General features: G+C 38.5%; 24 protein-coding genes and 2 pseudogenes. 9 read left to right on the top strand and 17 right to left on the bottom strand.

What is annotated here, in order from left to right; all coding sequences use genetic code 11:
- Positions 1-69: 69 nt before the first annotated feature.
- The 4 genes from HMPREF0669_RS01040 to HMPREF0669_RS01025 form a co-directional block, all read right to left on the bottom strand.
- Positions 70-2,049 (bottom strand): tetratricopeptide repeat protein, encoded by a 1,980-nt coding sequence (locus tag HMPREF0669_RS01040; protein ID WP_009228889.1) that lies wholly within the window; start codon positions 2,047-2,049, stop codon positions 70-72.
- Between the two features lie 10 nt (positions 2,050-2,059).
- On the bottom strand, positions 2,060-2,623 hold the full coding sequence (gene def / locus HMPREF0669_RS01035) for a peptide deformylase (RefSeq protein ID WP_009228888.1): 564 nt from the start codon (positions 2,621-2,623) through the stop codon (positions 2,060-2,062).
- A 21-nt stretch (positions 2,624-2,644) separates the two neighbouring features.
- Entirely contained in the window at positions 2,645-3,058 is a 414-nt protein-coding gene (gene ruvX, locus HMPREF0669_RS01030) for a Holliday junction resolvase RuvX (protein ID WP_009228887.1), read from the bottom strand.
- 146 nt (positions 3,059-3,204) lie between these two features.
- Entirely contained in the window at positions 3,205-3,693 is a 489-nt protein-coding gene (locus tag HMPREF0669_RS01025) for an SPOR domain-containing protein (RefSeq protein ID WP_009228886.1), read from the bottom strand.
- Positions 3,694-3,922: 229 nt separating this feature from the next.
- On the opposite strand from HMPREF0669_RS01025, the gene HMPREF0669_RS01020 reads away from it, so the two are divergent.
- The 3 genes from HMPREF0669_RS01020 to HMPREF0669_RS01010 are packed head-to-tail and all read left to right on the top strand — an operon-like array spanning position 3,923 to position 4,764.
- A complete protein-coding gene (locus tag HMPREF0669_RS01020) occupies positions 3,923-4,144 on the top strand; it encodes a YtxH domain-containing protein (protein WP_009228885.1) in 222 nt (73 codons plus the stop codon).
- 7 nt (positions 4,145-4,151) lie between these two features.
- Positions 4,152-4,502, top strand: coding sequence for a phage holin family protein (locus tag HMPREF0669_RS01015; RefSeq protein WP_009228884.1), 351 nt, complete (start codon positions 4,152-4,154; stop codon positions 4,500-4,502).
- 19 nt (positions 4,503-4,521) lie between these two features.
- On the top strand, positions 4,522-4,764 hold the full coding sequence (locus HMPREF0669_RS01010; protein ID WP_009228883.1) for a hypothetical protein: 243 nt from the start codon (positions 4,522-4,524) through the stop codon (positions 4,762-4,764).
- A 442-nt stretch (positions 4,765-5,206) separates the two neighbouring features.
- Here HMPREF0669_RS01010 and HMPREF0669_RS01005 read toward each other — a convergent pair whose 3' ends face one another.
- The gene (locus HMPREF0669_RS01005; RefSeq protein WP_020967901.1) at positions 5,207-5,467 is read right to left on the bottom strand and encodes a SemiSWEET family transporter; all 261 of its coding nucleotides are present in this window, start codon (positions 5,465-5,467) and stop codon (positions 5,207-5,209) included.
- A 603-nt stretch (positions 5,468-6,070) separates the two neighbouring features.
- On the opposite strand from HMPREF0669_RS01005, the gene HMPREF0669_RS01000 reads away from it, so the two are divergent.
- Positions 6,071-6,295 carry a helix-turn-helix transcriptional regulator gene (locus HMPREF0669_RS01000; RefSeq protein WP_009228881.1) on the top strand — a complete coding sequence of 75 codons (225 nt, stop codon included), beginning with the start codon at positions 6,071-6,073 and terminating at the stop codon, positions 6,293-6,295.
- 76 nt (positions 6,296-6,371) lie between these two features.
- On the opposite strand, the gene HMPREF0669_RS00995 is transcribed toward HMPREF0669_RS01000, so the two are convergent.
- Genes HMPREF0669_RS00995 through HMPREF0669_RS00975 form a run of 5 tightly spaced genes read right to left on the bottom strand, consistent with a single transcriptional unit; the run spans position 6,372 to position 11,900 of the window.
- Entirely contained in the window at positions 6,372-8,138 is a 1,767-nt protein-coding gene (locus HMPREF0669_RS00995) for a class I SAM-dependent DNA methyltransferase (RefSeq protein ID WP_009228880.1), read from the bottom strand.
- A 3-nt stretch (positions 8,139-8,141) separates the two neighbouring features.
- Entirely contained in the window at positions 8,142-8,726 is a 585-nt protein-coding gene (locus tag HMPREF0669_RS00990; protein ID WP_009228879.1) for an HNH endonuclease, read from the bottom strand.
- Positions 8,727-8,729: 3 nt separating this feature from the next.
- On the bottom strand, positions 8,730-9,368 hold the full coding sequence (locus HMPREF0669_RS00985) for a hypothetical protein (protein WP_009228878.1): 639 nt from the start codon (positions 9,366-9,368) through the stop codon (positions 8,730-8,732).
- On the bottom strand, positions 9,365-11,668 hold the full coding sequence (locus HMPREF0669_RS00980; RefSeq protein WP_009228877.1) for a sensor histidine kinase: 2,304 nt from the start codon (positions 11,666-11,668) through the stop codon (positions 9,365-9,367). Before HMPREF0669_RS00980 ends, HMPREF0669_RS00985 begins: the two co-directional genes overlap by 4 nt.
- A 34-nt stretch (positions 11,669-11,702) precedes the next feature.
- Entirely contained in the window at positions 11,703-11,900 is a 198-nt protein-coding gene (locus HMPREF0669_RS00975) for a helix-turn-helix transcriptional regulator (protein ID WP_009228876.1), read from the bottom strand.
- Between the two features lie 519 nt (positions 11,901-12,419).
- On the opposite strand from HMPREF0669_RS00975, the gene HMPREF0669_RS10390 reads away from it, so the two are divergent.
- From HMPREF0669_RS10390 to HMPREF0669_RS00965, 3 genes and pseudogenes are all read left to right on the top strand, one after another.
- Entirely contained in the window at positions 12,420-12,602 is a 183-nt protein-coding gene (locus tag HMPREF0669_RS10390; protein ID WP_232236452.1) for a transposase, read from the top strand.
- Positions 12,603-12,683: 81 nt separating this feature from the next.
- A complete protein-coding gene (locus HMPREF0669_RS00970; protein ID WP_232236451.1) occupies positions 12,684-13,247 on the top strand; it encodes an IS1595 family transposase in 564 nt (187 codons plus the stop codon).
- A gap of 698 nt (positions 13,248-13,945) precedes the next feature.
- Positions 13,946-16,496: pseudogene (locus HMPREF0669_RS00965) on the top strand (helicase-related protein); the annotation flags it as partial.
- Here HMPREF0669_RS00965 and HMPREF0669_RS10020 read toward each other — a convergent pair.
- Positions 16,440-17,039, bottom strand: a pseudogene (locus HMPREF0669_RS10020) (phage integrase SAM-like domain and Arm DNA-binding domain-containing protein); the annotation flags it as partial. The pseudogenes HMPREF0669_RS00965 and HMPREF0669_RS10020 sit on opposite strands and share 57 nt — an antisense overlap.
- A 74-nt stretch (positions 17,040-17,113) precedes the next feature.
- Between HMPREF0669_RS10020 and HMPREF0669_RS10340 the strand changes: the two are divergent.
- Positions 17,114-17,293 carry a hypothetical protein gene (locus HMPREF0669_RS10340; protein WP_198024625.1) on the top strand — a complete coding sequence of 60 codons (180 nt, stop codon included), beginning with the start codon at positions 17,114-17,116 and terminating at the stop codon, positions 17,291-17,293.
- A 110-nt stretch (positions 17,294-17,403) separates the two neighbouring features.
- Here the strand turns inward: HMPREF0669_RS10340 and HMPREF0669_RS00960 are convergent, their stop codons facing one another.
- The 6 genes from HMPREF0669_RS00960 to HMPREF0669_RS00935 form a co-directional block, all read right to left on the bottom strand.
- Complete coding sequence (locus HMPREF0669_RS00960) at positions 17,404-18,774, bottom strand: MBOAT family protein (protein WP_009228872.1); 1,371 nt, start codon at positions 18,772-18,774, stop codon at positions 17,404-17,406.
- A gap of 244 nt (positions 18,775-19,018) precedes the next feature.
- Complete coding sequence (locus tag HMPREF0669_RS00955; protein ID WP_009228871.1) at positions 19,019-19,261, bottom strand: acyl carrier protein; 243 nt, start codon at positions 19,259-19,261, stop codon at positions 19,019-19,021.
- A 68-nt stretch (positions 19,262-19,329) separates the two neighbouring features.
- Positions 19,330-20,823: an amino acid adenylation domain-containing protein gene (locus HMPREF0669_RS00950; RefSeq protein ID WP_009228870.1), complete on the bottom strand. Its 1,494-nt coding sequence runs from the start codon at positions 20,821-20,823 to the stop codon at positions 19,330-19,332.
- Between the two features lie 161 nt (positions 20,824-20,984).
- Positions 20,985-22,010, bottom strand: coding sequence for a hypothetical protein (locus tag HMPREF0669_RS00945; protein ID WP_009228869.1), 1,026 nt, complete (start codon positions 22,008-22,010; stop codon positions 20,985-20,987).
- Between the two features lie 138 nt (positions 22,011-22,148).
- A complete protein-coding gene (locus HMPREF0669_RS00940) occupies positions 22,149-23,534 on the bottom strand; it encodes an MATE family efflux transporter (RefSeq protein ID WP_009228868.1) in 1,386 nt (461 codons plus the stop codon).
- A gap of 1,123 nt (positions 23,535-24,657) precedes the next feature.
- Positions 24,658-25,311: an FKBP-type peptidyl-prolyl cis-trans isomerase gene (locus HMPREF0669_RS00935; RefSeq protein ID WP_009228867.1), complete on the bottom strand. Its 654-nt coding sequence runs from the start codon at positions 25,309-25,311 to the stop codon at positions 24,658-24,660.
- A 368-nt stretch (positions 25,312-25,679) separates the two neighbouring features.
- On the opposite strand from HMPREF0669_RS00935, the gene HMPREF0669_RS00930 reads away from it, so the two are divergent.
- Positions 25,680-26,726, top strand: coding sequence for a YeiH family protein (locus tag HMPREF0669_RS00930; protein ID WP_009228866.1), 1,047 nt, complete (start codon positions 25,680-25,682; stop codon positions 26,724-26,726).
- The last annotated feature ends 245 nt before the right edge of the window (positions 26,727-26,971 follow it).

The following is a 26,971-nucleotide window of genomic DNA, read 5'->3' as shown; positions in this document are numbered from 1 at the left end:
GCAAGGCAAAAGAATTGATTTTAGAGGAAGAAAGAAAAGTGATGAGAATAAAAAAGAAAGAGAAGAAATTTACTTTTTCTTCTCTTTCGAATGTTTCAACACGCTATATGCTTTGTAAAGTCCTAGTTCTCCTGCCTTACTTAAACTTGTTGTGGCATCTTGAATGTTGCCTTCTTGCAAGTAAAGTAGACCTCTATTATAATAGGCTTCGGCAAGAGCTGGCTCTAAATTAATGGCTTTTGTATAATCGTCTATCGCCTTTTTGTTCTCTTTTAGCAACACATATAGGTTGGCTCTGTCGTATAACAAGAACGCATTTTTAGGTTGAATGTCCACCGCTTTATCGAAGAATGATAGTGCTTTGGAGGCTTGTAAACGTGTGTCTACACCCTTTGTGGCATTAAATCCGTTAAGGTTTGTTTGGCAAACTGCCAACTGCCAATAAGCTAACCAATTTAAACTATCTGCCTGAACGATGGTTGTTAGGTCATTAATAGCTGCTTCAGGGTTTTGAAGAACGCTGTGTGCAATGGCTCTTTGGAACAATTTTGGCAACAAACTGCGCTCGTTTCGGGTGCTATCTATTTGTAAAGACAAGTTATCTACCAATGCAAAATAAGTCTTCGAGCTCTTCTCTGTTAATGCCATAGCATTGCAGGTGAGTTGCATTCGTTGCGCATTTTCATGAGGACTATTGAGCCGTTCTAACTCAAGAACAAAAGGAGTGAATGCCTTTACACCATTATTATAAGGCAGATAAGATATCTCGAACATCGGCATAAATGCCAAATCGGTCTTCTTGTTTTGCACCTTTCCACGATATTCACTATCGTATTCTCGTTCAACAGTATTCTCGTCTTCCACAACAAGTTGGTTATACTTTTCTAAGTCGATTTCATTTCTCTTACGAGTAGCCTTTAGTTTCGCTGAACTCCATCGCTGTTGAATTCCCAAATGCTTGTTCATCTGAGCCTTGAAAATCTTAAATTCGTCGAGTTCTGCAAGGTTTGTCATACCAAGTCTACGATAACAACGAGCACGATAAGCAAGTCCTGTCCAGAAATTAGGGAACTGATTAATTACAGTGGTATAGTCTTTAATGGCCTTTCTCAAATCTCCAGTCTTGTCTAAGAGTACTGCTCGGTTGAAAATTGCAAGAATATTGTTGGGTTCTATACTTATAACATAATCAAAATCGAGTATCGCTCGGTTGTCATCTCCTAGTTGCATGCGAAGCAATCCTCGGTTGTAATGCGCCAAGAAGTTATCGGGTTGTAACTCAAGTGCCTTATCATAATCGTCCATTGCACCACGAAGATTATTAATATTGATGCGTGCAAGGGCTCGATTAACATATAAAGTGGCATTCTGAGGCTTGAGATGTATCGACTTAGAAAGGGCTTTATCTGCCTCTTTCCACTGCCTTCTAGATAACGAGATATAGGCTTTTGTAAGCCAACTAGAAGCGTCGAAAGCATCGAGTTCAATACTCTTATCGAGCCACTTCTCGGCTTTTAGAGTGTCTTTCTTATTGAGATAGATCTCAGCTTTTAACGAATAAGTGGTTGCAACCTTTGGCCATCGCTTCGAAATAGAATCAGTTTGTAATAGAGCCTCATCATATTGTTTATCGTTTACAAGGCATATTGCACGATTCATCCAATAGTTTTTGTTTCTATTGTCGATCGAAATGGCTTTATTATAGTCGGCAATTGCTTCTTTATACTTGGCTTGTCGAATTCGAGTTATCGCTCTTAAGTCGTACATTCCATCGATATATGGATTCAATTTGATGGCTTCTGTGATGTCGTTTTCAGCCCCCACATTATCGTCTAGATAGTATTTTGCGATGGCTCTATCATACCATGGAACGTAAAGATGAGGCTTAAGGGCTATAACTCTGTTGAAATATTGAATGGCAGGCACATAGTCTTCGTAGTGAAGAGCTATCTCTCCACTTGTTATTAGACGATTAATATTGAATTGTGCATAGGTTTTTAAGGTTGTAATACACAATAAAATAAGGAAGAAGACTTTGCGTATTGCCATTGAAAGCTATTTATCGTTGTGCTGCTTTGGTGCGATATGCGGCACGATATTTACCTTTACTCATTGCTGTAAGCTTGTTTTTTACAAGCTGTTTACGTAAAGGTGAAATTCTATCTGTGAACAAAACTCCATCAAGATGGTCGAACTCGTGTTGCATTACACGTGCAAGATAACCCTCAATCCATTCATCGTGCTCGGTAAACTCTTCGTCCATCCACTTCACATGTATTCTTGTTCGTCGGTCAACATTCTCGTGTATACCTGGAATAGACAAGCAACCCTCTTCCGAAGTCAGCATTTCACTCTCTTCATCTACCTCTAAAATGTGTGGATTGATAAAGGCTTTGCGGAACCCTTTGTATTCAGGATAGTATTCACTAAGCACATCTAAGTCGATAACTGATAAGCGAATGCTACGTCCTATCTGTGGAGCTGCAAGACCAATGCCATCTGCATTATCCATAGTTTCAAACATATTCGCTATCAATTCTTTTAACTCAGGGTAATCAGGAGTGATGTCTTGGGCAACTTTTCTTAGCACTGGTTGTCCATAAACATATATGGGTAATATCATATTCTATTTGTTTTAATTTGTTTATCGGCGGTGTTCTAGATAGTCTTGCAATATAATTGTTGCACTAATCTTATCTACAAGAGCTTTATCTTGCCTTGCTTTCTTCTTCAAACCGCCATCAATCATTGCACGATGCGCCAATACTGAGGTAAAACGCTCATCGTAATACTCGATAGGAACATTGGGTTGATGCTTTTTCCAACGTGCAACAAAGGGCTCAATACGCTTCATATTTTCGCTAGGAAGACCGTTTGTTTGTCGAGGAAGACCTATTATTATTCTTTCAACAGGCTCTTTTTCGATGTAAGCACATAAAAACTCATACAGCGTATGCGTGGGAATGGTATCTAATCCATTAGCAATAAGCTGCAAAGTGTCGGTAACTGCCAAGCCAGTTCGTTTCTGACCATAGTCTATTGCGAGTATTCGTGACAATGTATTTCTTTTTAATTATGCTGTGATATGTCGTAATTTGAAATATAAGTATTAAAGAACTTCGACATAATAAGTAAAAAGAGCGGTTCGACACATCACAAAGCAACACGCCAAACCGCCAATATATTCTTTAAACTACTTATTTCTTATTGCTTAAACAATAACCATGCATCTGGATAAGTTGCACGGAATTGGTCTCTTGAACGTACTGCATCAGCTTTATTATCGAATGTTGAAGAGATAACACGATACATATTACGATCTTGATTGAAGCCTAATTGAGCATCATAACCTGAAGAACGGAGTCTATTTAACAAGCCTTCTGCATTTGCTTTCAATGAGAAAGAGCCTACAACTACGCTAAAATTCTTTAAACCAGCACCATTAACCACGGTTACACGCTCTGTTCTTACAGGAACATTGTCGGTATTTGTAACTACAGTTGTTTGTGTTGCAGGTTGTTCTACTACAGGTGTTACCACTGGAGTATTGTTATTATATGAACTATTATTTTGAGCTTGCTCTTGCGCTTTTGCCTTTTCGTAAGCTTTTTTATATGCGCTTTCACTTGATTTACAACTTGAAAGAGCTAAAACAGCGCATAATCCAGCGCAAAATAGAATGTTCTTCTTCATAATCTTTTTATCTCATTTAAATTAATAATGTCGTTTTACTCTCTTGCGAAAGTACAAAATATATAATAAAACACTGAATGATAGCTACATAAAGTTTGTTAAACAACAATAAATCGCTATGTTTTTCGTAAAAAACTTATATTTACAAGGACAACAAACACTTTATTTTTGTATCTTTGCCTTATCAGTATAACAAAGAAAAAAAAATAAAATTAAACAGAAAAAAGAAATGAAGACATTAGGTTATTTATGTGCTTTCCTTGGCGGAGCCATTGCAGGTACAACACTAGGTTTGTTAGTTGCCCCTGAAAAAGGAAAAGATACTCGCTCTAAACTCACTGGAGCAGTAGAAGACTTTTTAGACAAACACAACATTAAACTTACACGCAAACAAGTAGAAGACTTGGTAGACGACATCAAAGATGCGGCTCCTGAAGAGCTTATAGGATAATTAAAGCATGTTCTCTAACGATCAAAACATAGAAACAATAGCACAACTTGTTGAGGTGCTAAAGCGATATATTGCCACAAAAAGTGATTTATGGCGTATTGACATCACTGAAAAAATAGTGAAATTATTCACTATCATGGCAATGTTCTTTACCCTTTCATTTATCTTAGTGCTTGTTCTTATCTATCTTTCATTCACAATAGCCTATGCACTTTCAACATTTATCGGCTTAAGTTTTGCCTTCTTAACTGTTACTTGTGTGTATATAGTTATATTCCTATTATGTATTCTTAATAGAAGAAGATGGATAGAGCGTCCTTTAGTAAGGATTTTAGCAGATTTATTAATCGACAAATAAAATCTTAAATGCAATAAAAATGGACACAGGAATAAAGAAATACAATTCATTAAGAGATCTACAAGGATACAAAGATGCGCTCAACAAGCAGATAGAAACTGACGAAAAGGAAATAAAGCGTTTGTGGAATAGTTTGTTTAAGCCTGCAAAGTCGGGCCCCAAAACACCAACACAACGTATTCAAAGCGCAATATCGTTAGGAACAAACGTAATAGATGGCGTTATTCTTGGTTGGAAATTATACCGAAAATTCAAGAAATAAAGATGCTGTCGAATAAGTTTTAACAACCTATTTCATCCTACTTAAAAGATAACGACCAGTATTTGCACTGCAAAGCTGGTCGTTTTTTATTGTTCCCCCACTCTCTTTCGACCTCCGTCTTTATCTAAATCTTAATAAATAACAATGCTTTTTCTTTCTAAAAGCATTGCTATTACAAGATAAAAGCACTACTATCAAGATGCAAAAGCAATGTGTTTGCATTTCATCTCATTATGAAGAAGTTTTATAAACGGGCTTTCTTCTATTTATAAGTGAAGTTTTAACTTACTTTCCCACCTTCACTTCTATCTAATTCGATTTCTCTTCTATTTAAGACGAAAGACTTATTCAAACACAAAAAACTTTATTTTAGACATAAAAAAAGACCAATCAAGTACTAACTCGAATGATCTTATATTATTATACCTTATTTATTCTGTCTTTATAGAGCCGTAAATGCAGCAATAAAGCCAAATACTACACCTGGAAAATTGGCAATAGCAACAGGTAAATCACGTTCTTTTTTGAACAAACCATAAGCTACCCAAAGCGTACAGTTAACACCAGCCATAAATGGTTGAATAAAACTTCCTTTGTTTCCTGCAAGATTTTGCTGTATTTGTGGAAAGTAAAAAACATACATAAGTACTGCAGTCACCATTCCGACCCAACCTAATAAACCGAAAAACTTTTCTTGTGTCATCTTCTTAAACATTTACATCATTAATACTTTTGTTATTCTTTTCTCTTTTTTAATAATGATTTTCGTTTCTACTTCTTATATATCAAAAGTTAATATCCAAATAAACACATCATTATTACACTTACAAAAGTAAGTGTATTCAACCCAAACAAACAACAAATCACCTGATTTTTATTACCTTATTTATCAAAATAATAGCAAATAATAATTTGAATCAATAAAAAAGGATACATAGTTAGCTCTAATTCTAAACTATGTATCCTTACTATTCTCTATTTTTTTTTACAAAAGTACTTGCTCGTTTAAAATAAATCGAACCTCTTTTATCCTAAAATCTATTATTTAGGTCTAAGTAATTGGCTATCAACAGTCGAATGAGTTATGAAATGCAGTAGGTAATGATTTAGCGACCTATCTTCTGCAATGATATACAACGCTTTGCATAATTCGAATAACCTATTGCAAAGGTAATACTATCTACGGAGAAAGACGAAACTTTCTCCGTTTTTCTTTTCTGACGGCTCTCTATTCAGACAGCTGATTCTATTTTCATCTTATTGTTCATTGTTGTGAGGGTATGGTACTTCAAGCAATTGATATAAAATGGTCGCGAGGACAATCATAGCGCAATACGTAAAGGAGATGCGCAAGAAATATAAACTGACACAAGTAGACCTCTCCGAGAAAGCAGGAGTGGGACTACGTTTCGTGCAAGAATTAGAGCAAGGCAAGACCACCCTACGCCTTGATAAGGTCAATAAAGTCTTCGAACTCTTCGGCTCGGAGTGTGGTCTTGTGCCGATGAAACGAGAAGGTTATGACGTATGAAAAATAGGATATCTCCAAAGAATCGAAAGGATGAGATCTCTTAGAGCTTTTAGTCTATGGCATATTCCCCCTTCTCCTATTTCACAGAGGGAATACAAAAATTTTTAATATCAACTCCACTCAGTGAATAATATCCTGTTGAGTATGGTTTTGCATTCTTGACAAGATAGCTCCAAAAGACATTACTATCAAGAATGCTTTTCAGGACTTGCAGTTTTTCAAGGTCGTCGCTAACAAATGCAATGCCATTGTATAGCAACAGGTCTGCATCGCCTCTCAAAACACAATGAAGAGGTTTGTTTGCGAACTTCGGGAAGAATAATTTATATCTTGGCATAATGAGCGACTGAGTTCTGCCGTATGCATACCATGTGGGATACTTGTCTGTCTTGCCTTTGTCACGCTCGGCAAGTTGCTTGCGCTGGGAAGAGAGGTAAGCATAAGTATAAGGGAAAGTGGTCTTCATGACTGACTCCTCAATAATTGTGGCTCGATCTTCGTTAATGAAGTACGGGAAAATCAGTTTCTCGATAATGCTTTCAAAAGAAACTTCTGAGTTGAGTTTGTTGGAGTTGACGACATTTCTGCATATTGCCTTTTCTATAGGGAAGCGTTTATCTTTAGATTCCAAATAATAATAGTTGTCATCCTCCGCGACAGGCTTGAATATGTAAGTCTTGTTGCTGAGTGTTGCTATACCGTGGCGGAAATGACAATATTCGCCAATAGGAATTCCTATGGACTCTATTTGGCGTACTGCTTCAAAATCATTTAGTCTCCATCCTTTTTTGTTATCAAGTTGATTATATAAGATATTATTATATTCTGGCGTTGCACTTAAATCTCCATTCAAATTAACGGCGTAATGTAGTGTATCTGACGCTTGATTCTTTGTGAGGAAGAAAAGACATGTATATGTACTTTTCTTTTGGAAAACCTGGTAGCCACGAAAATCCAATATTGAAATATCATGAATGCCACGAGAAAAATAATTCCGCACAGCTCTGCCATTGACCGAACGAATAAAACTATTCATTGTGATGAATCCCAATCTTCCACCGTCATTCAGCATTTCAGTTGCTATTTGGAAAAAAGGAATATACAAATCAGAATGTCCTGACAGGCAAACTTCATATTGCAACATCTTTTCCTTTGTGGTAGCATCTACATTGCGCGAACAGACATACGGTGGATTGCCGACAATAACATCAAAATGTGTGTAGTCCTGGTTCCATTCTGTAGTGTTAAAATTTAATGTATTTGCTTGAAGAATATTGAAATCAAAGTCCAAATCTTCTCCATGAAGCAAAGCTAAAAGTGAAAGTAAAATTTTTGTTCTTTCCACAGAATACTCTTGGATATCAATTCCATATACAGATTCTTGGTAGATATCATAAAATGACCTCCCTGTGTTGTTGTGCAAGAATAATGCAACATTCATCAAGAAACCACCACAGCCACAAGCAATATCTGCCACACGAATATGTTGTAAATGTTCATTGGGTATTTTTAAGCAAGTCTCAATGATGTTCTCCCTTACGTATTTAGGTGTATAGACGGCTCCAGTCACAATGCGATCGGCCGGCGAAATGACAAATTCGAAAAGGCTAATCATGTCTTCTATTGTCATCGGTGCAGGATGGAAGTGATGAATCTTGGACACAAACTCCTGCAACAAGTCAAAATCTTCATCTTCTTTGTCTATGAGTAAACTCTTAATGACATAATTATTCTTAATTATCAAATCACTAAGCAATACAAAAGAAGACACGAAAAGGCGATTTACTGTCCGTGTATCTGTAAGTCGTTTTCGTTTGAGATATGTGAAGATTTGAGAGTTCATTAATTAGGAAAAGTTTGGTTTCCCCCTAAGCTGTTCTTCTAACTTGCGGTATAATCTGTTTAGTTCGTCTTTATTTTTCAGTTCCTCTAGCGAATCAATTATCACTTCATCTAGCTCTTTGAGCAGAATTTTGACTTCTTCCAACCTCCACTTCACACGATGAGCAGGATTTCCGAAGTTAAGTGCAGACCACATCCAATCACCAAGATCAGTTATAGAGTGAATAGATCCATCTGTCAGTCTTTCAAATTGCTCTGCATAAGAAGCATCGCAAGGGTCTATAAAACCTTGCTTTCCATCATTCGGCATATTCTCATCCTTCGTTGGCCACTTTGCGCGTTTAGAATTATTGCAAGAACGGCATGAATAAACTAAATTAGAATACTCTGTAGGAGATATGTTTACAAGGAGTTTTTGGGGGACAAAGTGGTCAACTTCGTAATAAGTGTCCCTGAAGAATTCATGATCTCCGCAATAACCGCAGCGTTGATGGAAATCTTCGCACAACAATGACTTGTATTCGTTATGAGTCTTATATTCCGGCACTGATGTCCGACGAATGGGGGTTGTTTTTCTGAAATCTATCATAGCTTACTTCTTGTGCAAATTAACAATACTTTGTGCGACTTTCAATAATTCCTCCAATGTATCATTTGATGTGCTTGTAATCAAATCAGAGCGGACGCTATTGTCCAAATCTAACTCAGACAAGTAAAGTTCAGTCTCAAATTTAGTTGCAGACTCTTCATTTGTCAAGTTCTCCCCCTTGGAGACTTTATCTTGGAACTTTTTGATTATATATTCAGCCGATGCTTTACGGCTGTTATAGTTATTTACATTTGCCGTAATAATGCTTTTTAGCTTTTCGTATTGCTTTGCGTCGCCAAACAATTCTTTACCACGGATAATTTGGGCTTCTTTACACTCTATCAGTGCATTGTCCTCATACGATGTTATAATAAACATTGGTAGATGTTTATTGTGTCGATGAAGTTCACGTATAACGTCATCGCCAGTATACGATACTTTGCCGGTATTATTCAAGCGATAATCAATTAATACAGCCTGAGCATCGAATTCGCATACATCCCGCCAAATGTCCTCTATATTATCAGGCATATATTGAGGTATGTGAAGTTGAAAGTCATTCTTCAGTCGAGAATGGGCTATTGATTGCCACCCTTCTTCCTCATCTAAATAGACTAATCTAATTTTATCGCTCATAATCATTTGATTTTAAATATTGTTCTTATTCCAAACCCTGTCTCAACAGGCAGCAATGCAATCAAAGCATCTGGATATTTGCTGATAATGCCTTTCACAATAAACAATCCCATGCCAGTACCAATCTTATTATTCTGATTGTCCACTGTAGATGTCTCAAAAGCATTAAAAATAACATCAGGGTTATTCCTATATTCTTGAGAAAGCCCAATACCATTATCAATAAAGTCTATTATAGCATATCCATGGTCATTGCTCACACTCACTGAAATCTTTTTTTCCTTTTTATTTGAATTAAGGAATGCGGATATGGAATTTGTTACATAATTGTTGAATATACTATCCAAATCCATTTCGAATCCTTTGAGTAATATGCCATCCATGTTTGTTATTTGGAGGTCTATATGTATCGATTTTCTTAATAGAATAGGTTTCCAAGATTCGATAAATAAAGTAAGGTAGTTCGACAAGTCAATATCTACCCAGTCCCTTTTACTTCGACGTATTGAATTTAAAGAATAAAGAAGCCAATTATAAAGCCTCTCGTCTTCTATTTTCATATTTCTTAACTCCTGATAAGGATTGTCAAATCGCATTCCTTCAAACTGGTTTTCTGGCAGATATTGCAGAAGAATATTCTTAAGTAATTCGTTTCTCGGTAAAAGGCGAATCATCACGCTTCGGAGCTCATGAGTAAATGTTGCAGAAGATATTCCCAGGCTCGCCAGTCCGCGAAGCATTGAGAGCTCTGCCTCCTTGTCTCTGAGTTCTGTTTCCAGAGATTTATAATCTGCAGCAAGAATCTTTAAATCTTCCGCTTCTTTAGATAGATTTTCAACTTTAGAGTCAAGAGCTTTATACGCAATCTCCTTTGCACGTGTTGTCTGTGGATGTTCTTCTTTATATAGTTCCGACAGATTGTACATGACGGTATTACGATCAAGTTCAAAAACTGAGATTATCTGCAATAACAGATTTTTGAACAATGCGAAAGCCTCGTTTTCCTGAATACCCTCTCGACTTGACTTATCCTCGAAAGCCGCATTTGTCAGTCTCGAAATCTTAACGATACCAGCAATCTGATTTGGACGGATTCTATAGCCACCCATCTTTTGACCAGCCCCACCAGGACTCTTTGCCTGCCTGCGACCTAAACCTAACCAGTCATCCCCGTTCTCTCCGTACGGACGGACACGGAATTCATCGCGATAGATACGCACGCCGCCAAACCTGTCGAGCCAATGAGTACGGACTGATTCGTCAAATAAATTGTATGGATATTTTTGATTTCCATCCTTGTCTCGGTCGTCTTTTAATGTATTTTTTAGAAAAAAGAACGTAAATCCAAATTTGCCGACTTGTTCTAGCAAATCAGCATCAACCTTGTTGTTTATTTGAATAGTCTGAGAAACTTCTCTTTTCCGGAAATCCTCTAAACGATACGGTGTCACTTTCATCGCATCTCGCAGAAATACTTTGCTGTAAAGAGTTTCGAGTTTAGACAAATTCAATTCATTTCTCTCAATCTTGATCTGTATTTCGCGTCCTCCTTCATACCAAGCAGAAATTTTATAGTCATAATCCTCATATTCCATCGGGTTGACCTTCCCACTCCACTGTAAGTCATGCATCTTATACAGATACAACCCAAAAGATGTCTGCAATTCAGCAGGAATGAGCATTTCAAGGTTCTTTAATAGTTCATTCAGCGCATGGTCATTCCAATCGTCATTCAGATGGGATATACAAAGAATTGTCCCATGAAAAGTTTTAGAGATCAATTTGTCATATATTGGCAATTTGTCAATTCCATATTCATTAAGCCTACCTACCAAAAAGTCAGTAGTAATTACATCTAAATTTGCCTCTACATCCGAAAGTACACGTGCTTGGTCAAATTTTTTCCAATCAACATTCCATACATAACCTTTGTCTAACTCGCTACAAGCAAAAGACAACATCTCTGCAGAAGCTCCTAATCTGTTCAAGGCAAATCGTCCAATACCTTTTGCTCCACTTTTAACACGCTTTTTATTTGAAGAACGGGTATTGAGAAGCTTATCATCTGTACCAATCGTCATCCAATGCTTAATGATTATTTCATCAGTCATTCCTGAACCATTATCAATTATGAACAGCTTGGATTCTGCCTTATTTTCTCGGACATCTGCCACTACCACGCAAGTATCTGCGTCCGCATCATAAGCATTCTTCACCAGTTCTACAATAGCCCCTTCTGCATTGGCAAAGTTCTCCATGCCAATAAGATGTGCTGTTCTTGCCGATATTGCGAATGGAATATTCATCGTTATGCGTTAAATCAACTTGAAAAGATATCTGTTAATCCACAATAAGCTCGCTCAATTTCACATCAAGCAGGGTTGCAATCTGATTCATGTTTTGCAAATCTGGCTGCGACTTTTGAGAGCACCACTTGCTCACAGTACATGTTGACTTGCCTAACTTTTCCGCAAGCCACTTGCTTGTCAGGTGCTTCTCTACCAAGACGATCTTAATCCTATTCAGGTCTTTGTTCATAGCGGTAAATCCTAATAAATTAAACTACAATGCAAAGTTAATGAATTATTTTTTATAACCAAGGAGTTGATGCATTTTAACTCAATTTATTTGCTAAGGAAAAATCTTCGCTCAACACAATTCAATGCAAATTTTTGAATAGACTCAAAACAATATCATTTATTTTGTGTATTCAATGGTTTATCTTTGTAATGTTTAGAATTCGTTTTTATAAAGCGTAATTATATACTATTATAACCCAAATGTGTCTTTTCGGAACTTCTCGCAGCAACAAGAAACAGTGATGCCGTTTGAAGTAAATGTTGCTTTCGGATGTTCTCCGTGCGTAGGACATTAGTCTGTATTTAGGTCTGTGAGTGGATGCTTCTACACCAAAGGTCATATTTGCAGACATTCATAAGACCTTTATACGGCTTTGATTTTAGTGATTATCGCTATAAAAATAACATAAGAAATTGTTAACCAAACACTTGGATATTTACCCGTTTTTTCGTAACTTCAAGTAAAATTCGGTTAAATATGAGTAATAACGCTAATTTATTCTATTTCTTTAAGCAGTTTCCTGATGAGGATTCTTGTAGAAAATATTTAGAGAAACGAAGATGGGGTAATACTCCAACTTGTCCGCATTGTGGAAACGCACAGAAAATATACCGTTATGAAAACGGGAAAACTTTCAAGTGCGCACATTGTAAAAAGTAATTCAAAGTAACAACGAGTACTATCTATGAGAACTCAAACATTCCGTTACAGAAATGGTTTCTTACTTTCTATCTGATTTCATTGTCTAAGAAAGGTATCAGCTCTATTGAGTTGTCCAAGACTATCGGTGTCACGCAAAAGAGCGCTTGGTATTTATTACACAAGGTTCGTTATATGCTGGAACATCGTAACTCCGATAACCAGCTACGTGGTACAGTAGAACTTGATGAAACGTATGTTGGTGGACGGCGGCGTGGTGGACGTTTATCCATTACACCTGTACCAAATGCTAAGCGTAAAACCTTAGAGCCAATTATCCACAAACGAGTTAAGAAAGGAACCCGTATAAACAGCGATGAATGGTGGGCATACACTAAGCTATGCTCGGACTATGTACACGATGTAGTAAATCATGGGCGTAAAGAATATGTTCGTGGTAAGATACACACAAATACTATTGAGGGTGCATGGTCACATTTGAAGCGGTCAATAATGGGAACATACCACAGACCAAGTAAGGAGCATCTATCCAAATACTGTGCGGAGTTTGAGTTCACATACAATACCCGAAAGAAAACGCCATTGGCAAAATTCAATCAAATTATAGACAAAATCTATCATTTAGGTCTAAGTAATTGGCTATGAACAGCCTTATGAGTTATGATTTTCAGCAGGTAATGATTTAGCGACCTATCTTCTGCAATGACACACAACGCTTTGCATAACTCGAATAACCTATTGCAAAGGTAATACTATCTACGGAGAAAGACGAAACTTTCTCCGTTTTTCTTTTCTAATAGTTGTCTGTTCAGACAATAGTTTTCATTCTTTTCGTCTTATTCCTCATGATTATGGCAGTCCTTCTTGTGCAGGCTGCCTTTCATTTTTCCGCTCTGTCCTCTGCGGTGTTCCTCTCCACGTTCCATTCTAGTATTCGCATCGGGATCGGTTGTTCGTTGTCAGCGGCAAAGGTAGTTCCGGGCTTTCACGGACAAAAAAGGTCGGGGCGGCAAGCCGTTTAGACGACAATCTCCACACTTCCATTTCATTGCAGGTAGTATTCTCGCCGTAAAACCTTGTTTGTCCTAAGCCCTACCTTTTTACGCCCCTGAAACGAAAACGACCGACCCGACGGAAAGACGCATAAAAAAAATGTCGGAAACACGAGGACAGAGAATATTAAAATGGAAACTCAACTTCCTCACCTCTGGAATCCGCATAAAATCAAAAAAATCAGACAAGATGAAACTGAGATACAAAATATCAATTTGGGTGGTACTTGCACTCGCAGGCTCTCTCCTTTGTGGCGGAAGCGTCTGGCTTTGGCTGGTAGGGATATGTGCAGGGAAATCCTCTTCTTGGAACGGAAGGTGGATAAAGAAACGCTCAAAGCCGATATTTTCCATCAGCCCGTTTCTTTCAGCCTGCACGAAGTGACAGAGGGGGGCAATGCCCAAGAGGCTCTCTCGGCTTCACTCAATAAATTAGGAGCGGTGGACATCGAGTATATGCTCTCTTTGCTTCCTGACATCTCCGAAGAAGAGATGCTCTTCGAGCTGCACGACAGGATTTACTACAATCCTTTGGAGGGAGAATATGAAATCGCCGAGAAGTTCATATCGGGCAATGTGGTTGCCGCTTCGGAGCGTATCGGACAATACCTTTTGGAGCATCCGGAAGACACAAGGGCGCAAGCCTCCTTGCAGGCACTGAAAGATGCCATTCCCGAACCGATACCCTTCGTGGACTTGGATTTCAACTTCGGGGAGCGATGGATTCCCGTAAATCTCTACTCAGACTATGCCTCGTACCTCTTCGACACGGAGGTGATGATACGCTACAATTCAAGTGCGGACGAATACTCTGTGGAGGCACGGATGCACAATGCCAATATCTGGGACAGGTTCTGTGTACGGGGGCAACATCGTCGCTACGACGGCATTGCCCTGATGAAGCACACCCTGCTGAATACGACGCCCGACATTACCAAGAAAATCATGGTCGGAGAAAAGGAAGTCAAAGTACGGGACACCGAAGCCATACAGATGGCAAACGCCAAAATCGACGAGATCCGAAACGGCTTTACCGATTGGCTGAACGAGCAGAGCGATGAGTTCAAGCAGCGGTTGGAGAAACTCTACAATGACACTTTCAATTGTTTTGTGCCTCCCCAGTATGATGGTTCCCATCAGATATTCCCCGACCTTAATCTGAAAGGCTTGAGCATCGAGAGTTTGTACGGCAGCCAAAAAGATGCCGTTTGGATGCTCAAACTCAACGGGGGAGGTATCTGCGATCATCAGGTGGGAGCAGGAAAGACGCTTATCATGTGTACCGCAGCTTATGAGATGAAGCGGCTCGGTTTGGCGAACAAGCCGATGATACTCGCTCTCAAAGCCAACGTGCAGGAGATAGCACAGACCTTCCAAACGGCTTACCCAAACGCCAAGCTGCTCTATCCGGGGAAGAACGACTTCACCTCCGACAAGCGGCAGCGGATTTTCCACGACATCAAGAACAACAACTGGGACTGCATTGTCCTCACGCACGACCAGTTCGGCATGATACCGCAGTCGGACGAGATACAGCAAAAAAATCCTTCAGGACGAGCTGGACAGCGTGGAAGAGAACTTGGAGGTTTTGCGTCAGCAGGGACGCAGCATCTCCCGTGCGATGGAGAAAGGGCTTGTCAAGCGGCAGATGAATTTACAGGCGAAGCTGGATGAAATCAAGTTCAAGATAGAGAACCGCAAGGACGATATAGTGGATTTCAAGACAATGGGTATAGACCACCTTTTCGTGGACGAGTCGCATACGTTCAAAAATCTGATGTTCAACACCCGCCACGACCGTGTGGCAGGGTTGGGTAACAGCGAGGGTAGCCAAAGAGCCTTGAATATGCTCTTTGCCATTCGTACCATACAGGAGAGGTCCGGCAAGGATTTGGGAGCGACTTTCCTTTCGGGAACGACCATTTCCAACAGTCTGACAGAATTGTATTTGCTCTTCAAATACCTCCGTCCGCAGGCTTTGGAAAAGCAGGGCATCAACAGTTTTGACGCCTGGGCAGCTGTCTTTGCAAAGAAGTCTACCGACTATGAGTTCTCCATCACAAACGACATCATACAGAAGGAACGGTTTAGGACATTCATTAAGGTGCCTGAGCTGGCTGCTTTCTATGCGGAGATTTGCGATTTTCGTACTGCCAAAGACATCGGTATCGACCGCCCTGAGAAGAATGAGATACTGCACAACATACCACCGACACCCGAGCAGGAAGTTTTTATCGGCAAGCTGATGGAGTTTGCCAAGAGTGGCGATGCTACAATCTTAGGACGTGCACCTCTGAGTGAGAGTGAGGAAAGGGCAAAGATGCTTATTGCAACAGACTACGCGAGGAAGATAAGCTTGGATTTGAGGCTCATCGACCCGAACAGGTACGGAGATCATGTGGACAACAAGGCTTCTCACTGTGCCGTCAAGATAGCGGAGTACTACCGGAAGTTCAATGAGCAGAAAGGAACGCAGTTTGTGTTCAGCGACCTCGGCACTTATAAGCCCGGTAAATGGAATCCTTACAGCGAAATCAAACGAAAGTTGGCGGAAGATCACAGCATTCCTGCTCAGGAGATACGCTTTATTCAGGAAGCTAAGACCGACAAGGCTCGAAAGACGCTCATCGCGGGAATGAATGAAGGTTCAATTCGAGTGCTTTTCGGTTCTACGAGTATGCTCGGCACGGGTGTGAATGCCCAAAAACGTGTCGTCACCATCCATCATTTGGACACGCCGTGGCGTCCTTCCGATTTGGAGCAGAGGGACGGACGAGCCGTGCGCAAGGGCAATGGTAATCATACGGCGCAGGGGCATCATGTAAATCCATACCGTGTTGTTACAGCATTGCTTTTCGGTGCGCAGGAAGATGTCAAAGTCGGTAATGAAAGCCGGAGTGAGTTCTTTCAAAGCAATGTCGCTGACACGGTAGCGGTTCTTTATGAACTCCTCCAGATGCTTATAGACCGTGCAATACTTGTGGTAGGTGGATGGGCATCGCAAGCCTGCATCGACCTGTTTGAAAAAGTCCTCATTGTGCTGGACAAAGACTTTCAGCAAGGTTTCATGCCGCATTTCCAAGCCCAAGAAAGCGTTCTTCACTTTCTCAGCAGTGACATAGTTATCCCGCTCGGCTATCTCCTTGTATTTGGCATTGATGCCGACACGTATCTTGTCCAAGAAACGGTTGGTTTCCAAGGCCACGGTACTTTTTCCCAAAGCTCGGTTGCTCTTGATGTCCCACAAGTCGGGATGAATGTCGCATTTGCAACTGAACTGGGCTATTGTACCATCAATGGTGATACGGCACATCACGGGAACGGAACCGTTCTTCTTGGGGGCGTTCTTTTTGAGGTAGAACAGAACCTTAAACGTACTACGCATAACTCTGACTTTTTACGGTTTACAAAACTATTCATTGTCAGATTATTTGTTGCTATGCAAAATATTGTCGTTCAATGGTAAAGAAACAGTCCGCAATTTATTTGCCTGTTTCCTTTCATCGAAGTACCTTTGCAGGAGGTAATCCCCGAAATTCAGGTCGGATTTTGCACTGTTCGTTACCGCTTTTCCCAATCCTCACTTGCAAAGGAGGTGGTAATGTTTTGGTAACGCTGCTCTGTCCGAAGTTGGTATAACCCCGTCTTTTCGAGGTTTTGCGTCGAAAGGGTCAAAAAACAGAACTGACTGACTCACAAATCATTCACGCTATTTCGCCTTTTCTTGAACCTTGGGGATAGATTTTATTTTAAAATTGCACGTAAATAAAGTTCTCAACGCCAAAAGAACCAAATCTAAAAATGGTGATTACAATTGCAAAATAAATGATCCAACGCCATATTGGCGATATTGTTCGAAGCGAAGTTATAAGATCTTTCTTGGCATTAAAATGGTCGAGAAGGAACATTATCACAACTGCTACACCAAAAGCAATCCACTCTTTGTCGTCAAGTCCAAGCTTTAATTCCTTGATATTCGCACCTGATATGTTGAAAGCGTGAGTATAAACATACAACACTTTACTAACATCTACAATGCGAAAGAAGAGCAATGAGAGAGCAAAGAAAAAGTAGGTACGTATCACCATCACTGTTTTAAAGAGAGCACTTGGTACCTTTTCCTGAATAACTGCACGAGGTTTCTCGGTAAAACGCTCCCACATAATGAGCAATCCTTGTATCAATCCATAGATAGCGAAAGCCCAACCTGCACCATGCCACACACCAATTACCACGAAAGTAACAAGTAATGAGAAATAAACGCCCCATTCTTTTAGTCGTCTTAGCGATGCCGAAAGCGTCATAAAAACATAGTCTCTCACCCAAAAAGATAGAGATTGGTGCCATCTTCTCCACAATTCGCCTGTTGTAAGTGATGAAAATGGACGATCGAAGTTAGGAGATAGCTTGAAACCAAACATTCTTCCAAATCCTAAAGCCATGAGAGTGTAACCTGCGAAGTCTGCATATAGCTGAATAGGATATAGCAATGTACCTACAAAGAGTTGTAAATTAGTAGCCGCATGCACATCATTCATAATACTATCTACTGAAGGTGAGATCTTATCAGCAATCATTAGTTTCAAAAAAGCACCCCAAGCTACTGTCAACATGCCTCGAACTACATTTTCATAATCAAACTTTCGGGCTTGTTTCACCTGTGGTAGGAAGTCGTATCCACGCTCAATAGGTCCTGAAAGGAATTTCATAAAGAGCAACATATACACGCTAAAGTCGAAAATATCGTCTTCAGGCTCTTCCTCCCAATATGTTTCTATAAGGTAAGAGATGGCTTGAAAAGTATAAAAAGAAATGCCTAGTGGGAACAAGTCGATACAATAACGGGTGTAAAGCCATATTCCAACCAGCATAGAAATACCCAAAGCAAGTAGATAAGGAGCCTTTTTTGTTTCTAAACTCTTATGAATCCACTTACCCATATAGAAGGTTAAAAGCGTTATTCCGATTGCAGACACAAGATATTGCCAATGGTAAAAGCCCACAAAAACAATACTGGTAGCAAGTAAAACAAATCGTTGCCAGTTCTTATTTTCCTTTATATAATAAAGAATAAAGGAAAGAATAATTGCACAAGAAAATGGGATGGATAGAAATTCCATTATGCTTTATTTTATTATTGAATATTTATTTGTAATGAGATTACAGCTTAATATTCTGAGGTTTCATTGTTTGCAAACAACTCTTGCCTGTCTTTCACAATGCACTCTTTATGCTCTTCTAAAAGAATAGCTTTTAGAGTGGGTAATAAAAGGAATGTTTTTGTCCTGCAATAACAATGCTATTAGATAGAAAAAGGAATGCTTTTAGCATGCAATTTCTATCTAATTACTCAGGGTTATGATATTAACCAATTTTCTCTAATACTTTATTGCAAAGATCACCAACGTTCTTCATCTTGATGATGTCACGTAGTTTGAAACTCACACCAAATTGTTTTTCGATTTCATCTATAATCATCACGTTTGTAACAGAATCCCAACCATCTACATCATTGGCTGTTGTTTCTGCTGTTAATGTAATTGAATCGTTTTTTAATACTGTTCTAAAAATTGAATGCAAAGCATCCATTATCTCATTCTGTGTCATTTCTTTAATATTATTTGTTTGGAATTATTTTGAATGTTACTATGCTTTGGAATAAGAAGGTATAGAATTTAGTTCTCACCCTTAATTCTTTGGAGCAATTGCTTACGATCTATTTTATTGCTGATGTTTAGAGGAAACTTCGCAACTGCATGCACTTTAGCAGGTATCATATAGTGAGGAAGAAGCTTTTTGAAATGATTCATCAATCCTTCTTCATCGTTGAGCGTTGCAGTTTCTATCACAATATGAATAAAACAGTTGTTATCTCCATCATAAAGAGGCAGTGCCACCACAGCAAACTCTTCATTATAGAAGCTACGAGCAACGTGTTCAATCTCTCCAAGCTCTATTCTAAAGCCTTGAATCTTTATCTGCGAGTCTTTTCTTCCATAATAACCGATGTCGCCTTCATCATCAATTGCGCAGACGTCTCCTGTTCTATAGAATCGTTTTCCATCATGTTCAAAGAACGCTTGCTTGTTCTTTTCCTCGTCTTTCCAATATCCTTTGGTCAAACAAGAACCTGCTAAGCACATTTCTCCTTTGGTATTACTGGGCAATAGCTTTGTATCATCGTCTACAAAGATTACTTCTGTACCCTTCATTGCAAAGCCAATGCTAAGTGTTCCGTTTGTTTCTTTGTTTTGTTCATCACGCTTATAGAGATAAGCAGTGCAGTATATGGTGTTTTCTGTTGGTCCATAAAGGTTCCATATTTGCGCATTTGGAACACATTTGCTCCACTCTCGTGTGTCATCAGTAGGCAAAGCCTCTCCTGCAAAGAAGCAATAACGCATCTCAGGTTGATCTATTTCGTCCATATAAGGGCGCAAATAGTGGATAACAGATGGCACTAGCGACACCATTGTTAGTCTATGATCATCTAAAAGTTCAAACACGGCTTGATATTTAATACGCTCATACGAAACTGTATAGGTGCAAGCACCACCTAAGATGGGTATTAAATAAGATTGAACAGACATGTCGAAGGTTAAATCAAACATCTGTAAGCAACGATCTTCGGGTGTTGCAACAAAGCCTAAGCTATGAAAAGAGTCTACAAAGGCGGCTACATTACTTCGCATAATCTGCACTCCTTTAGGGCGACCTGTACTTCCTGAGGTAAAAAGAATGTAAGCCAAATCACTCTCTTCGGCAACTTTTGGAGCCTCAAGAACATAGTTTTTCGGTGCTTCTAACGAAGTATTTACCACAGGAATATCACTATAACGAGTGTTTTTACTTGAATCTAACACCGCAGTCATACCCACTTGTTGAATAATATCCAAGCATCTTTCGAGTGGTTGACCTGGATGTAAGGGTACATAAGCCTTACCTTCGAGCCACAATGCATAAATAGAAGCATAGGTATAGATATCATCATTAGCAACAAGTCCTACGTTTTTATCGTTTACATTGGCAAGTAGTGTTCTTATTTTCGCTACCTCTTGAGCTAAACGCTCATAGGTAAAAAACTCTTCTTTAATGCAATATGCATTGCAATGATGCCTTTGCGTCAAAGAAAAAAGTAATGGTTCTAAAACTATATTCTTAAAATTCATATCTTCTGTTCTATAGTATTTGATATTTAGTATATTTCATTTTAATGGGCACAAGTTAAGGAATAAAAAACAATTATATGGTAAATATTTCTTAGCACAATAATATGCTTACGTCAGTTTCGTTCTGTATCTATTTGTATTTTACTCCCTTTATCACCCACTTAGTTGGTTTTATCATTGCGATATAAATCGTATAATATCTTTGAACCAACCTTTGTATTATAGTGAGCAGGGTCATAAAAATACGAATAATGAGCAAATTCACTATGCGCTGCATCGTTATAGTTCACCACATTATTTGCTCCAAAAATCTGTTTCAAGAGCTTTACATCTGCAGGATTTAAATACCCACGTTTCAATTCTGGACCTATTGCAAGCTTAACATTAGTTTTATGCTTCTTACAAATACGTTGAATTTGCAACAAACATTCTTTTTGTGGTGCTTTAAGAATAGGTTCTCTCACATATGCAGGTTTGAGATTTGCACGCAACTTATGCCAGTCTGGAGTTTCATAGAATTTCTTTCCAAGCGAATCTAGCTTGTTTTCAACATGCAAAATCTCATCGTTTGTGTAACGAGTGCGACTCTGTCCTACATTATTAATAATATGATTCATACTACTATCATATTTATTTTTAAATAGATAGGTCATATATGCGCCAAAAAAATCTTCACGGAAAAATCCCTGTAAGAATGTTGTTTGATAATAGGCAACACTTCTTCCACTCACTTCGGGAGGCATAATATGCATCACTCCACGTTGTTCTACGGTGAGATTCAGCATCACTGGCTCTGTAATGATTAAGAGATTTTTAATGGGTTGATTGGGTTGACGATCTAATGCCTCTAACTTTAACAGCATATCACCCAATCCTTCGCTATTACTAAATAAGCGAAAGGGACTTCCTTTGATATATTTTTTCCATTCAGAACTTTGAAATGACATAGTGCAAGACGAACCCATAATGAATGAGTCGTAGTGCATTGTGTCTCGATAATTCTTGTATTTATACCAACCAATAGGACCTTCACTCTGTATCATCACCACAGGATGATCGTAATCATCATAGTGTTTGATCACCATAAAGGGGTCATTATAAATATAAACTCCCACACATACAATGAAAGGAAGTGCAAGTAGTAATACCTTTATATATAAAGAAGAAAGTGTTTTCTTTAATCCCATCTCGTTATATTATAATTAATCATCAACGTTTCCAATATACAAAGAAACAATATTTAACGTAAAAAACCAAATAAAAGGTTTCTCTTTTGAGATAATTTAATAGTTATGAAATGAAAGCAGAAGTACTTAAAGAGACCATTACACTCCTTCCGGAGCCAGTTTCATCCACTTTCCTTTGCTCAAGCGCAACAAGAATAACAACCCTCTAAAAGTCAATTCGATAGACATTGCAATCCAAACGCCTTTCAAACCATAGATTGGAGCCAAGCAAGCAGCTAGTGTTAAGCGAAGCCCCCACATACTTAAAAGGTTCATCACGGCTGGCTTCAATGTGTCGCCAACACCTACACACACGCTATTTCCTACGATAGAAGCTGCAAACATCACCTCGGCTACAGATGCAATACGAAGAGATTGCACGCCAAGCACACGTATTTCGGGCACTGGAGACATGAAGCCAATCATTTCTGGAGCGAAAATAAACATTATTAAACCCATGAATGCCATCACAATCATACCCAACGAAACGGTGATTCGTGCAAAACTTCGACACAATTTATATTGTCCTGCTCCATAACTCTGACCCACTAGGGTTGTTGCAGCCTCGCCAATACCAATTCCGGGCATATAACATAAGCTCTCTGCAGCTATCGCAAAGGTGTGACCTGCAATGGCAAAGTTGCCTAAAGGTGCCACAATCATTGTACTAACGATTTGTGCAGAGATCATAAGAATATATTGAACTGCCATCGGACTGCCTATTTTTAGGGCTTGTTTAATATACAACCAACGCCAAACAAAGCGTTCTTTACTGTGTTTTGCAGCAAGTATTGAAGAACGAAAGAAGGCAAACCACGTTTCACTACTTGCGGCAATAACTATAGAAAGCAATGTTCCAAGTGCTGCACCCGCTACTCCCATGTTGAAAATAAAGATAAATATGTAGTTAAAAACAACGTCGAGCACGCACATCATCACGCTAATTACGCTCGGAACAACCATATTTCCCGTACTTTTCAACAAGTTTGTAGAAAGAACTCCTAACTGAAGGAAGGGCAATGCCAAAGTATAGATAGTGAAATAAGTACTTGCATCAACTGCAATATCACTACCTCCACGCAACCAAAAGGGCAAAGAGGGTGATATTCCCACCCCAATAAGGGTGACAACAAGACTCAATAAAAAAGTAGCAACAACACCATGCCGTGCCACCTGACGTGCTTTTTCAAAGTCGCCAGAGCCTACAAAGTGTGCAACTTGCACAGAAAAGCCCAACGCTGTAGCTGTTGTTAGTCCACTATAAAGCCACGTTGGAGCCTGAACTAGACCCACCGAAGCCGATGCTTTAGCTCCTAAAGCTCCCACCATTGCAGTGTCAATATAAAACATAAGCACGTTAGTTATCTGTGCAAGTATGCTGGGCACACTCAAACTGATAACTAAATTTATTTTATCGGCTTGTGAAAGCGTTTTTCCTTCACGTATAGAAGTAAGTAGGACGTCGTTCTTTCCCCTATTAAACATAACCCTATGGTACTATTACTTTATTGTACTTTATTATTTAATATAACTTTAAACGAAATAGTTATACAAGAAAAAACGATACCCATTTTATGGTATCGCATCTCTCAACTATTTCTTAAATACCCTTTCAAGGTTGTTACGACATTTATTTATGCCTCTAGAACATTGAAATATCTTTCGTTATAGTTCTATTTTAACACCTCAGCGGTATTCTTTTCAAACAAACACTGCTTTTATGCAGTGAGAAGGTTGAACCCTTCTTTTGATATTATCCTTTTCCTTTTTATCTATTCAGTCCTAACAGTAACATTTTATTGATATGTTAGCTGTAAACTTCTACCTTTTGGGGTTTCTATTTTCTTCTTTCTCTCTAATCTAATGTTGTTATATCCGTTGAAAAGCAATCTATTTTACTTATGGAAACCTGCCTTAATAATCTACCTAAACAATCTTAAAACTTTAAACCTAAATTATAAAATAATTTTATATTTATTTCATCTGCATCTCACGATGCTATTGTTAATCTCTAAATACAAGTCTTTTTTACCCGACTTCAATTCCTATTGGCTTTTATTACTAACCTTTAGTGATGCAAAGATAAGAATGTTTGCGCACACAGCAAGTGTTTTTATCTCTTTTTTTCTATTAAACAAGTTATTTTTGACATACATCAAAGCATCTAAAATAACAAGCTAGAACTTTAAGATATTAAAGCGAATAAAGCCACTAAGAATGAAGATTGCAACTGATTAAAACAGGGAGTTTGAAAAGTATCGATTTAAAAGGAGTGATATTGTGTCGCAAAAGCATTGTTTTTCTATCACAAAAGCAACGTTTTTACATCACAAAAGCTATGCTTTTGAAAGAGAAGATAAATATTGTTGCTCTCGATCTACTTTGAGTTCTGATGACAGAAGCTATTGAAAACACCACCCAAACGAACGGGAAAGGTTCTTCACCTCTTTCTTGCAAGCTCACTTTACATCTACTCAACTAACCCACTCTCCACCTCTTTCAATTATCAAAACAAAGTATCTCAATCAAAAGAATACAAAAGAGAGCCTCTTTGCACCTTTGTTTTGTTATGCGAAGAGACTCTCGTTCTATATTTTATACTATAGTATTATCGAATACTTTTCTTTGGGTTAATTTCTAACAGCGTGATATCGTATATGATTGTACTGTATTCTGGGATTCCAATAGATGCTATTGCAGAAGAAGCGAAGCCCAAATTTGCTGGTACATACACTTCCCATCTATCTCCAACAACCATTTGTTGAATGGCAGTTGAATAACCTTCTGGTAAAGCTACACGTGTATTTTTATTCGAAATAATTGTTCCTACAACTGGAAGAATAATAGAACCATTTGTTTTTGCGTTATAACCACCTATGTAAGTCTGCATAAAAGCCCATCCATTAGGGTAAGTTGTTGAGGGAAGAAGGCGTGCTCTGTAAGCCACCAACACACTATCTGTAGATAACGGATGCTGTGTTTCGCTTCCACTTTTAAGCACTTTCACCACCACCTGTTCATTGTCTGTCACTTTATAGTTAGTATCTAAACCAGGAAGTGTCCAGTTTCTAAATATCTTCCATGCTTTATCTCCCTTTGAGATACTTGTCTTTGCTTGCGAAAGTGTCTTGCTAAAAAAAGCCTCATTGGTTGCTTTCCAGTTGGGATATTCTTTTTCATCTATGATATCATTAGAACAACTAGTAACAAACAAACATACCACAAAAAATAACAGACTATATAATAAGGTGTACTTCTTCATTTATTGTATTCTTTTTTATGAGCAAATAATACTCGCTTTATGGTTATTTTACAATAAAGTTTCTACCATGTCAACACATTTTATGCTATAATAGCTCTAAAACGCAATAGAACATTATTAAAAACTTTAACGAATTGTATTTCGAAGCAAAGTTAAGTATAAAGAATTAAAAAACGAACTTTTATCACTTTTTTATCTATAAGAAAGGCGTTTTTATGCTCTTTTAATGCATCTGAAATACATAAAAAGATAAATATCTTACATTTTACAATATTTCTACGGTCTTTATTCCCACTATAATAAAAGCTCTTCCTAAAAAAAAGCTACCTTTGCACACAAAACATACATTTATATTAATTCAAGAATAAATGAAAAGACTTATTAACACCCCTTATATGGGACTATTTATTGTGGCTTTACTTGCCTTAGGCATCACTTTCTTGGCACAATTACCTTTTTTTGAAAGCATAAAACTTAGTGCAATTGCCCTCGGTGTGGTTGTGGGTATGCTGTTAGCCAATAGTGTTCGTCCTCTATTTCCAAAAGAATGGGATGGTGGTTTGGCGTTAGCAAGTAAACATTTCTTACGCACTGGTATTGTTCTTTATGGTTTTAAGCTCACTCTCAACGCCTTATTTGTGATGGGAGCCAAAGCTGTTGCTATTGATTGCATTATTGTTTGTGGCACACTCTTATTGGGTAATGCCCTAGGACGCTGGCTAAAACTAGACAAAGACGAGCGTTTGCTCATCTCTTCTGGTAGTGCCATTTGTGGAGCCGCAGCGGTTTTGGCTACCGAACCTGTGCTTCAAGCCCCCAAGCACAAAACGGTTGTAGCTATTGCAACGGTAGTTTTATTTGGAACTTTATCTATGTTCCTCTACCCTTTGCTTTATAGAATGGGATTATTTCATAGTTTTTCTGCCGAAGCCATTGGCGTTTACACAGGCTCTACCATTCATGAAGTGGCGCATGTGCTAGGTGCAGGTACGGCGATGACACCCGCAATTACGGCAACGGCTACGATAACAAAGATGATCAGAGTAATGATGTTGGCACCAGTGCTATTATGTTTGAGCATAATAGTGCGCTCTGGTAGTTCTATTGCCAAAGGAAATAGCTTGAAAAGCATCACAATTCCTTGGTTTGCCTTTTATTTTATGGGTGTTATTGTGCTCAACTCAATATTAACATCGCTATCTACTTCAGGTGGTTGGAATGGTATATATACAGAAGTCACGAAGATTATCAATCTTATTGGCACCTTTGCACTTACAATGGCTATGACTTCTATTGGTTTAGATGCTACCTTTGCTAAGTTTAAGCAATCGGGCTTACGTCCTTTCCTTTTGGCTTTCTTCCTTTACATCTGGCTTGTTTTGGGCGGAAACTTTTTAATTCGATTGTTCTATTAATTCCTATTCAATCGAGATAAATATCAAAAGGGGAATGAAAGCTATTCCCTCTTAAATGAGATAACAATAAAAAAGCTAAACTCTTACATTATGATAAGATCTGAGAGGGATTCACTCCTACTTGCTTGTTCTTATCTTCCTATGTAAAAGTTTAGCTTTTATTCTTTATAAGGGCAATGCCCAAAGGGTTCTATCTCTTCAATTATAGTTTCCTTTCAACTTGCCTTTGATTTTGAAAGCGATTG

The organism is Prevotella sp. oral taxon 299 str. F0039 (assembly GCF_000163055.2).
GTDB lineage: Bacteria > Bacteroidota > Bacteroidia > Bacteroidales > Bacteroidaceae > Prevotella.
This window is presented reverse-complemented; position numbering and strand designations above follow the sequence as displayed.

Bases quoted from the DNA above. Each gene is read 5' to 3' on its own strand.
- HMPREF0669_RS00990 (WP_009228879.1), bottom strand. From the start codon at position 8,726: ATGATAGATTTCAGAAAAACAACCCCCATTCGTCGGACATCAGTGCCG.
- HMPREF0669_RS00955 (WP_009228871.1), bottom strand. From the start codon at position 19,261: ATGACACAGAATGAGATAATGGATGCTTTGCATTCAATTTTTAGAACA.
- HMPREF0669_RS00945 (WP_009228869.1), bottom strand. From the start codon at position 22,010: ATGGGATTAAAGAAAACACTTTCTTCTTTATATATAAAGGTATTACTA.
- HMPREF0669_RS10390 (WP_232236452.1), top strand. From the start codon at position 12,420: ATGAGTAATAACGCTAATTTATTCTATTTCTTTAAGCAGTTTCCTGAT.
- HMPREF0669_RS00935 (WP_009228867.1), bottom strand. From the start codon at position 25,311: ATGAAGAAGTACACCTTATTATATAGTCTGTTATTTTTTGTGGTATGT.
- HMPREF0669_RS01005 (WP_020967901.1), bottom strand. From the start codon at position 5,467: ATGACACAAGAAAAGTTTTTCGGTTTATTAGGTTGGGTCGGAATGGTG.
- HMPREF0669_RS01020 (WP_009228885.1), top strand. From the start codon at position 3,923: ATGAAGACATTAGGTTATTTATGTGCTTTCCTTGGCGGAGCCATTGCA.
- HMPREF0669_RS00950 (WP_009228870.1), bottom strand. From the start codon at position 20,823: ATGAATTTTAAGAATATAGTTTTAGAACCATTACTTTTTTCTTTGACG.
- HMPREF0669_RS01015 (WP_009228884.1), top strand. From the start codon at position 4,152: ATGTTCTCTAACGATCAAAACATAGAAACAATAGCACAACTTGTTGAG.
- def (WP_009228888.1), bottom strand. From the start codon at position 2,623: ATGATATTACCCATATATGTTTATGGACAACCAGTGCTAAGAAAAGTT.
- HMPREF0669_RS01000 (WP_009228881.1), top strand. From the start codon at position 6,071: ATGGTCGCGAGGACAATCATAGCGCAATACGTAAAGGAGATGCGCAAG.
- HMPREF0669_RS01025 (WP_009228886.1), bottom strand. From the start codon at position 3,693: ATGAAGAAGAACATTCTATTTTGCGCTGGATTATGCGCTGTTTTAGCT.
- HMPREF0669_RS00960 (WP_009228872.1), bottom strand. From the start codon at position 18,774: ATGGAATTTCTATCCATCCCATTTTCTTGTGCAATTATTCTTTCCTTT.
- HMPREF0669_RS00930 (WP_009228866.1), top strand. From the start codon at position 25,680: ATGAAAAGACTTATTAACACCCCTTATATGGGACTATTTATTGTGGCT.
- HMPREF0669_RS00985 (WP_009228878.1), bottom strand. From the start codon at position 9,368: ATGATTATGAGCGATAAAATTAGATTAGTCTATTTAGATGAGGAAGAA.
- HMPREF0669_RS01040 (WP_009228889.1), bottom strand. From the start codon at position 2,049: ATGGCAATACGCAAAGTCTTCTTCCTTATTTTATTGTGTATTACAACC.
- HMPREF0669_RS00980 (WP_009228877.1), bottom strand. From the start codon at position 11,668: ATGAATATTCCATTCGCAATATCGGCAAGAACAGCACATCTTATTGGC.
- HMPREF0669_RS00940 (WP_009228868.1), bottom strand. From the start codon at position 23,534: ATGTTTAATAGGGGAAAGAACGACGTCCTACTTACTTCTATACGTGAA.
- HMPREF0669_RS00995 (WP_009228880.1), bottom strand. From the start codon at position 8,138: ATGAACTCTCAAATCTTCACATATCTCAAACGAAAACGACTTACAGAT.
- HMPREF0669_RS10340 (WP_198024625.1), top strand. From the start codon at position 17,114: ATGGTAAAGAAACAGTCCGCAATTTATTTGCCTGTTTCCTTTCATCGA.
- HMPREF0669_RS00975 (WP_009228876.1), bottom strand. From the start codon at position 11,900: ATGAACAAAGACCTGAATAGGATTAAGATCGTCTTGGTAGAGAAGCAC.
- HMPREF0669_RS01010 (WP_009228883.1), top strand. From the start codon at position 4,522: ATGGACACAGGAATAAAGAAATACAATTCATTAAGAGATCTACAAGGA.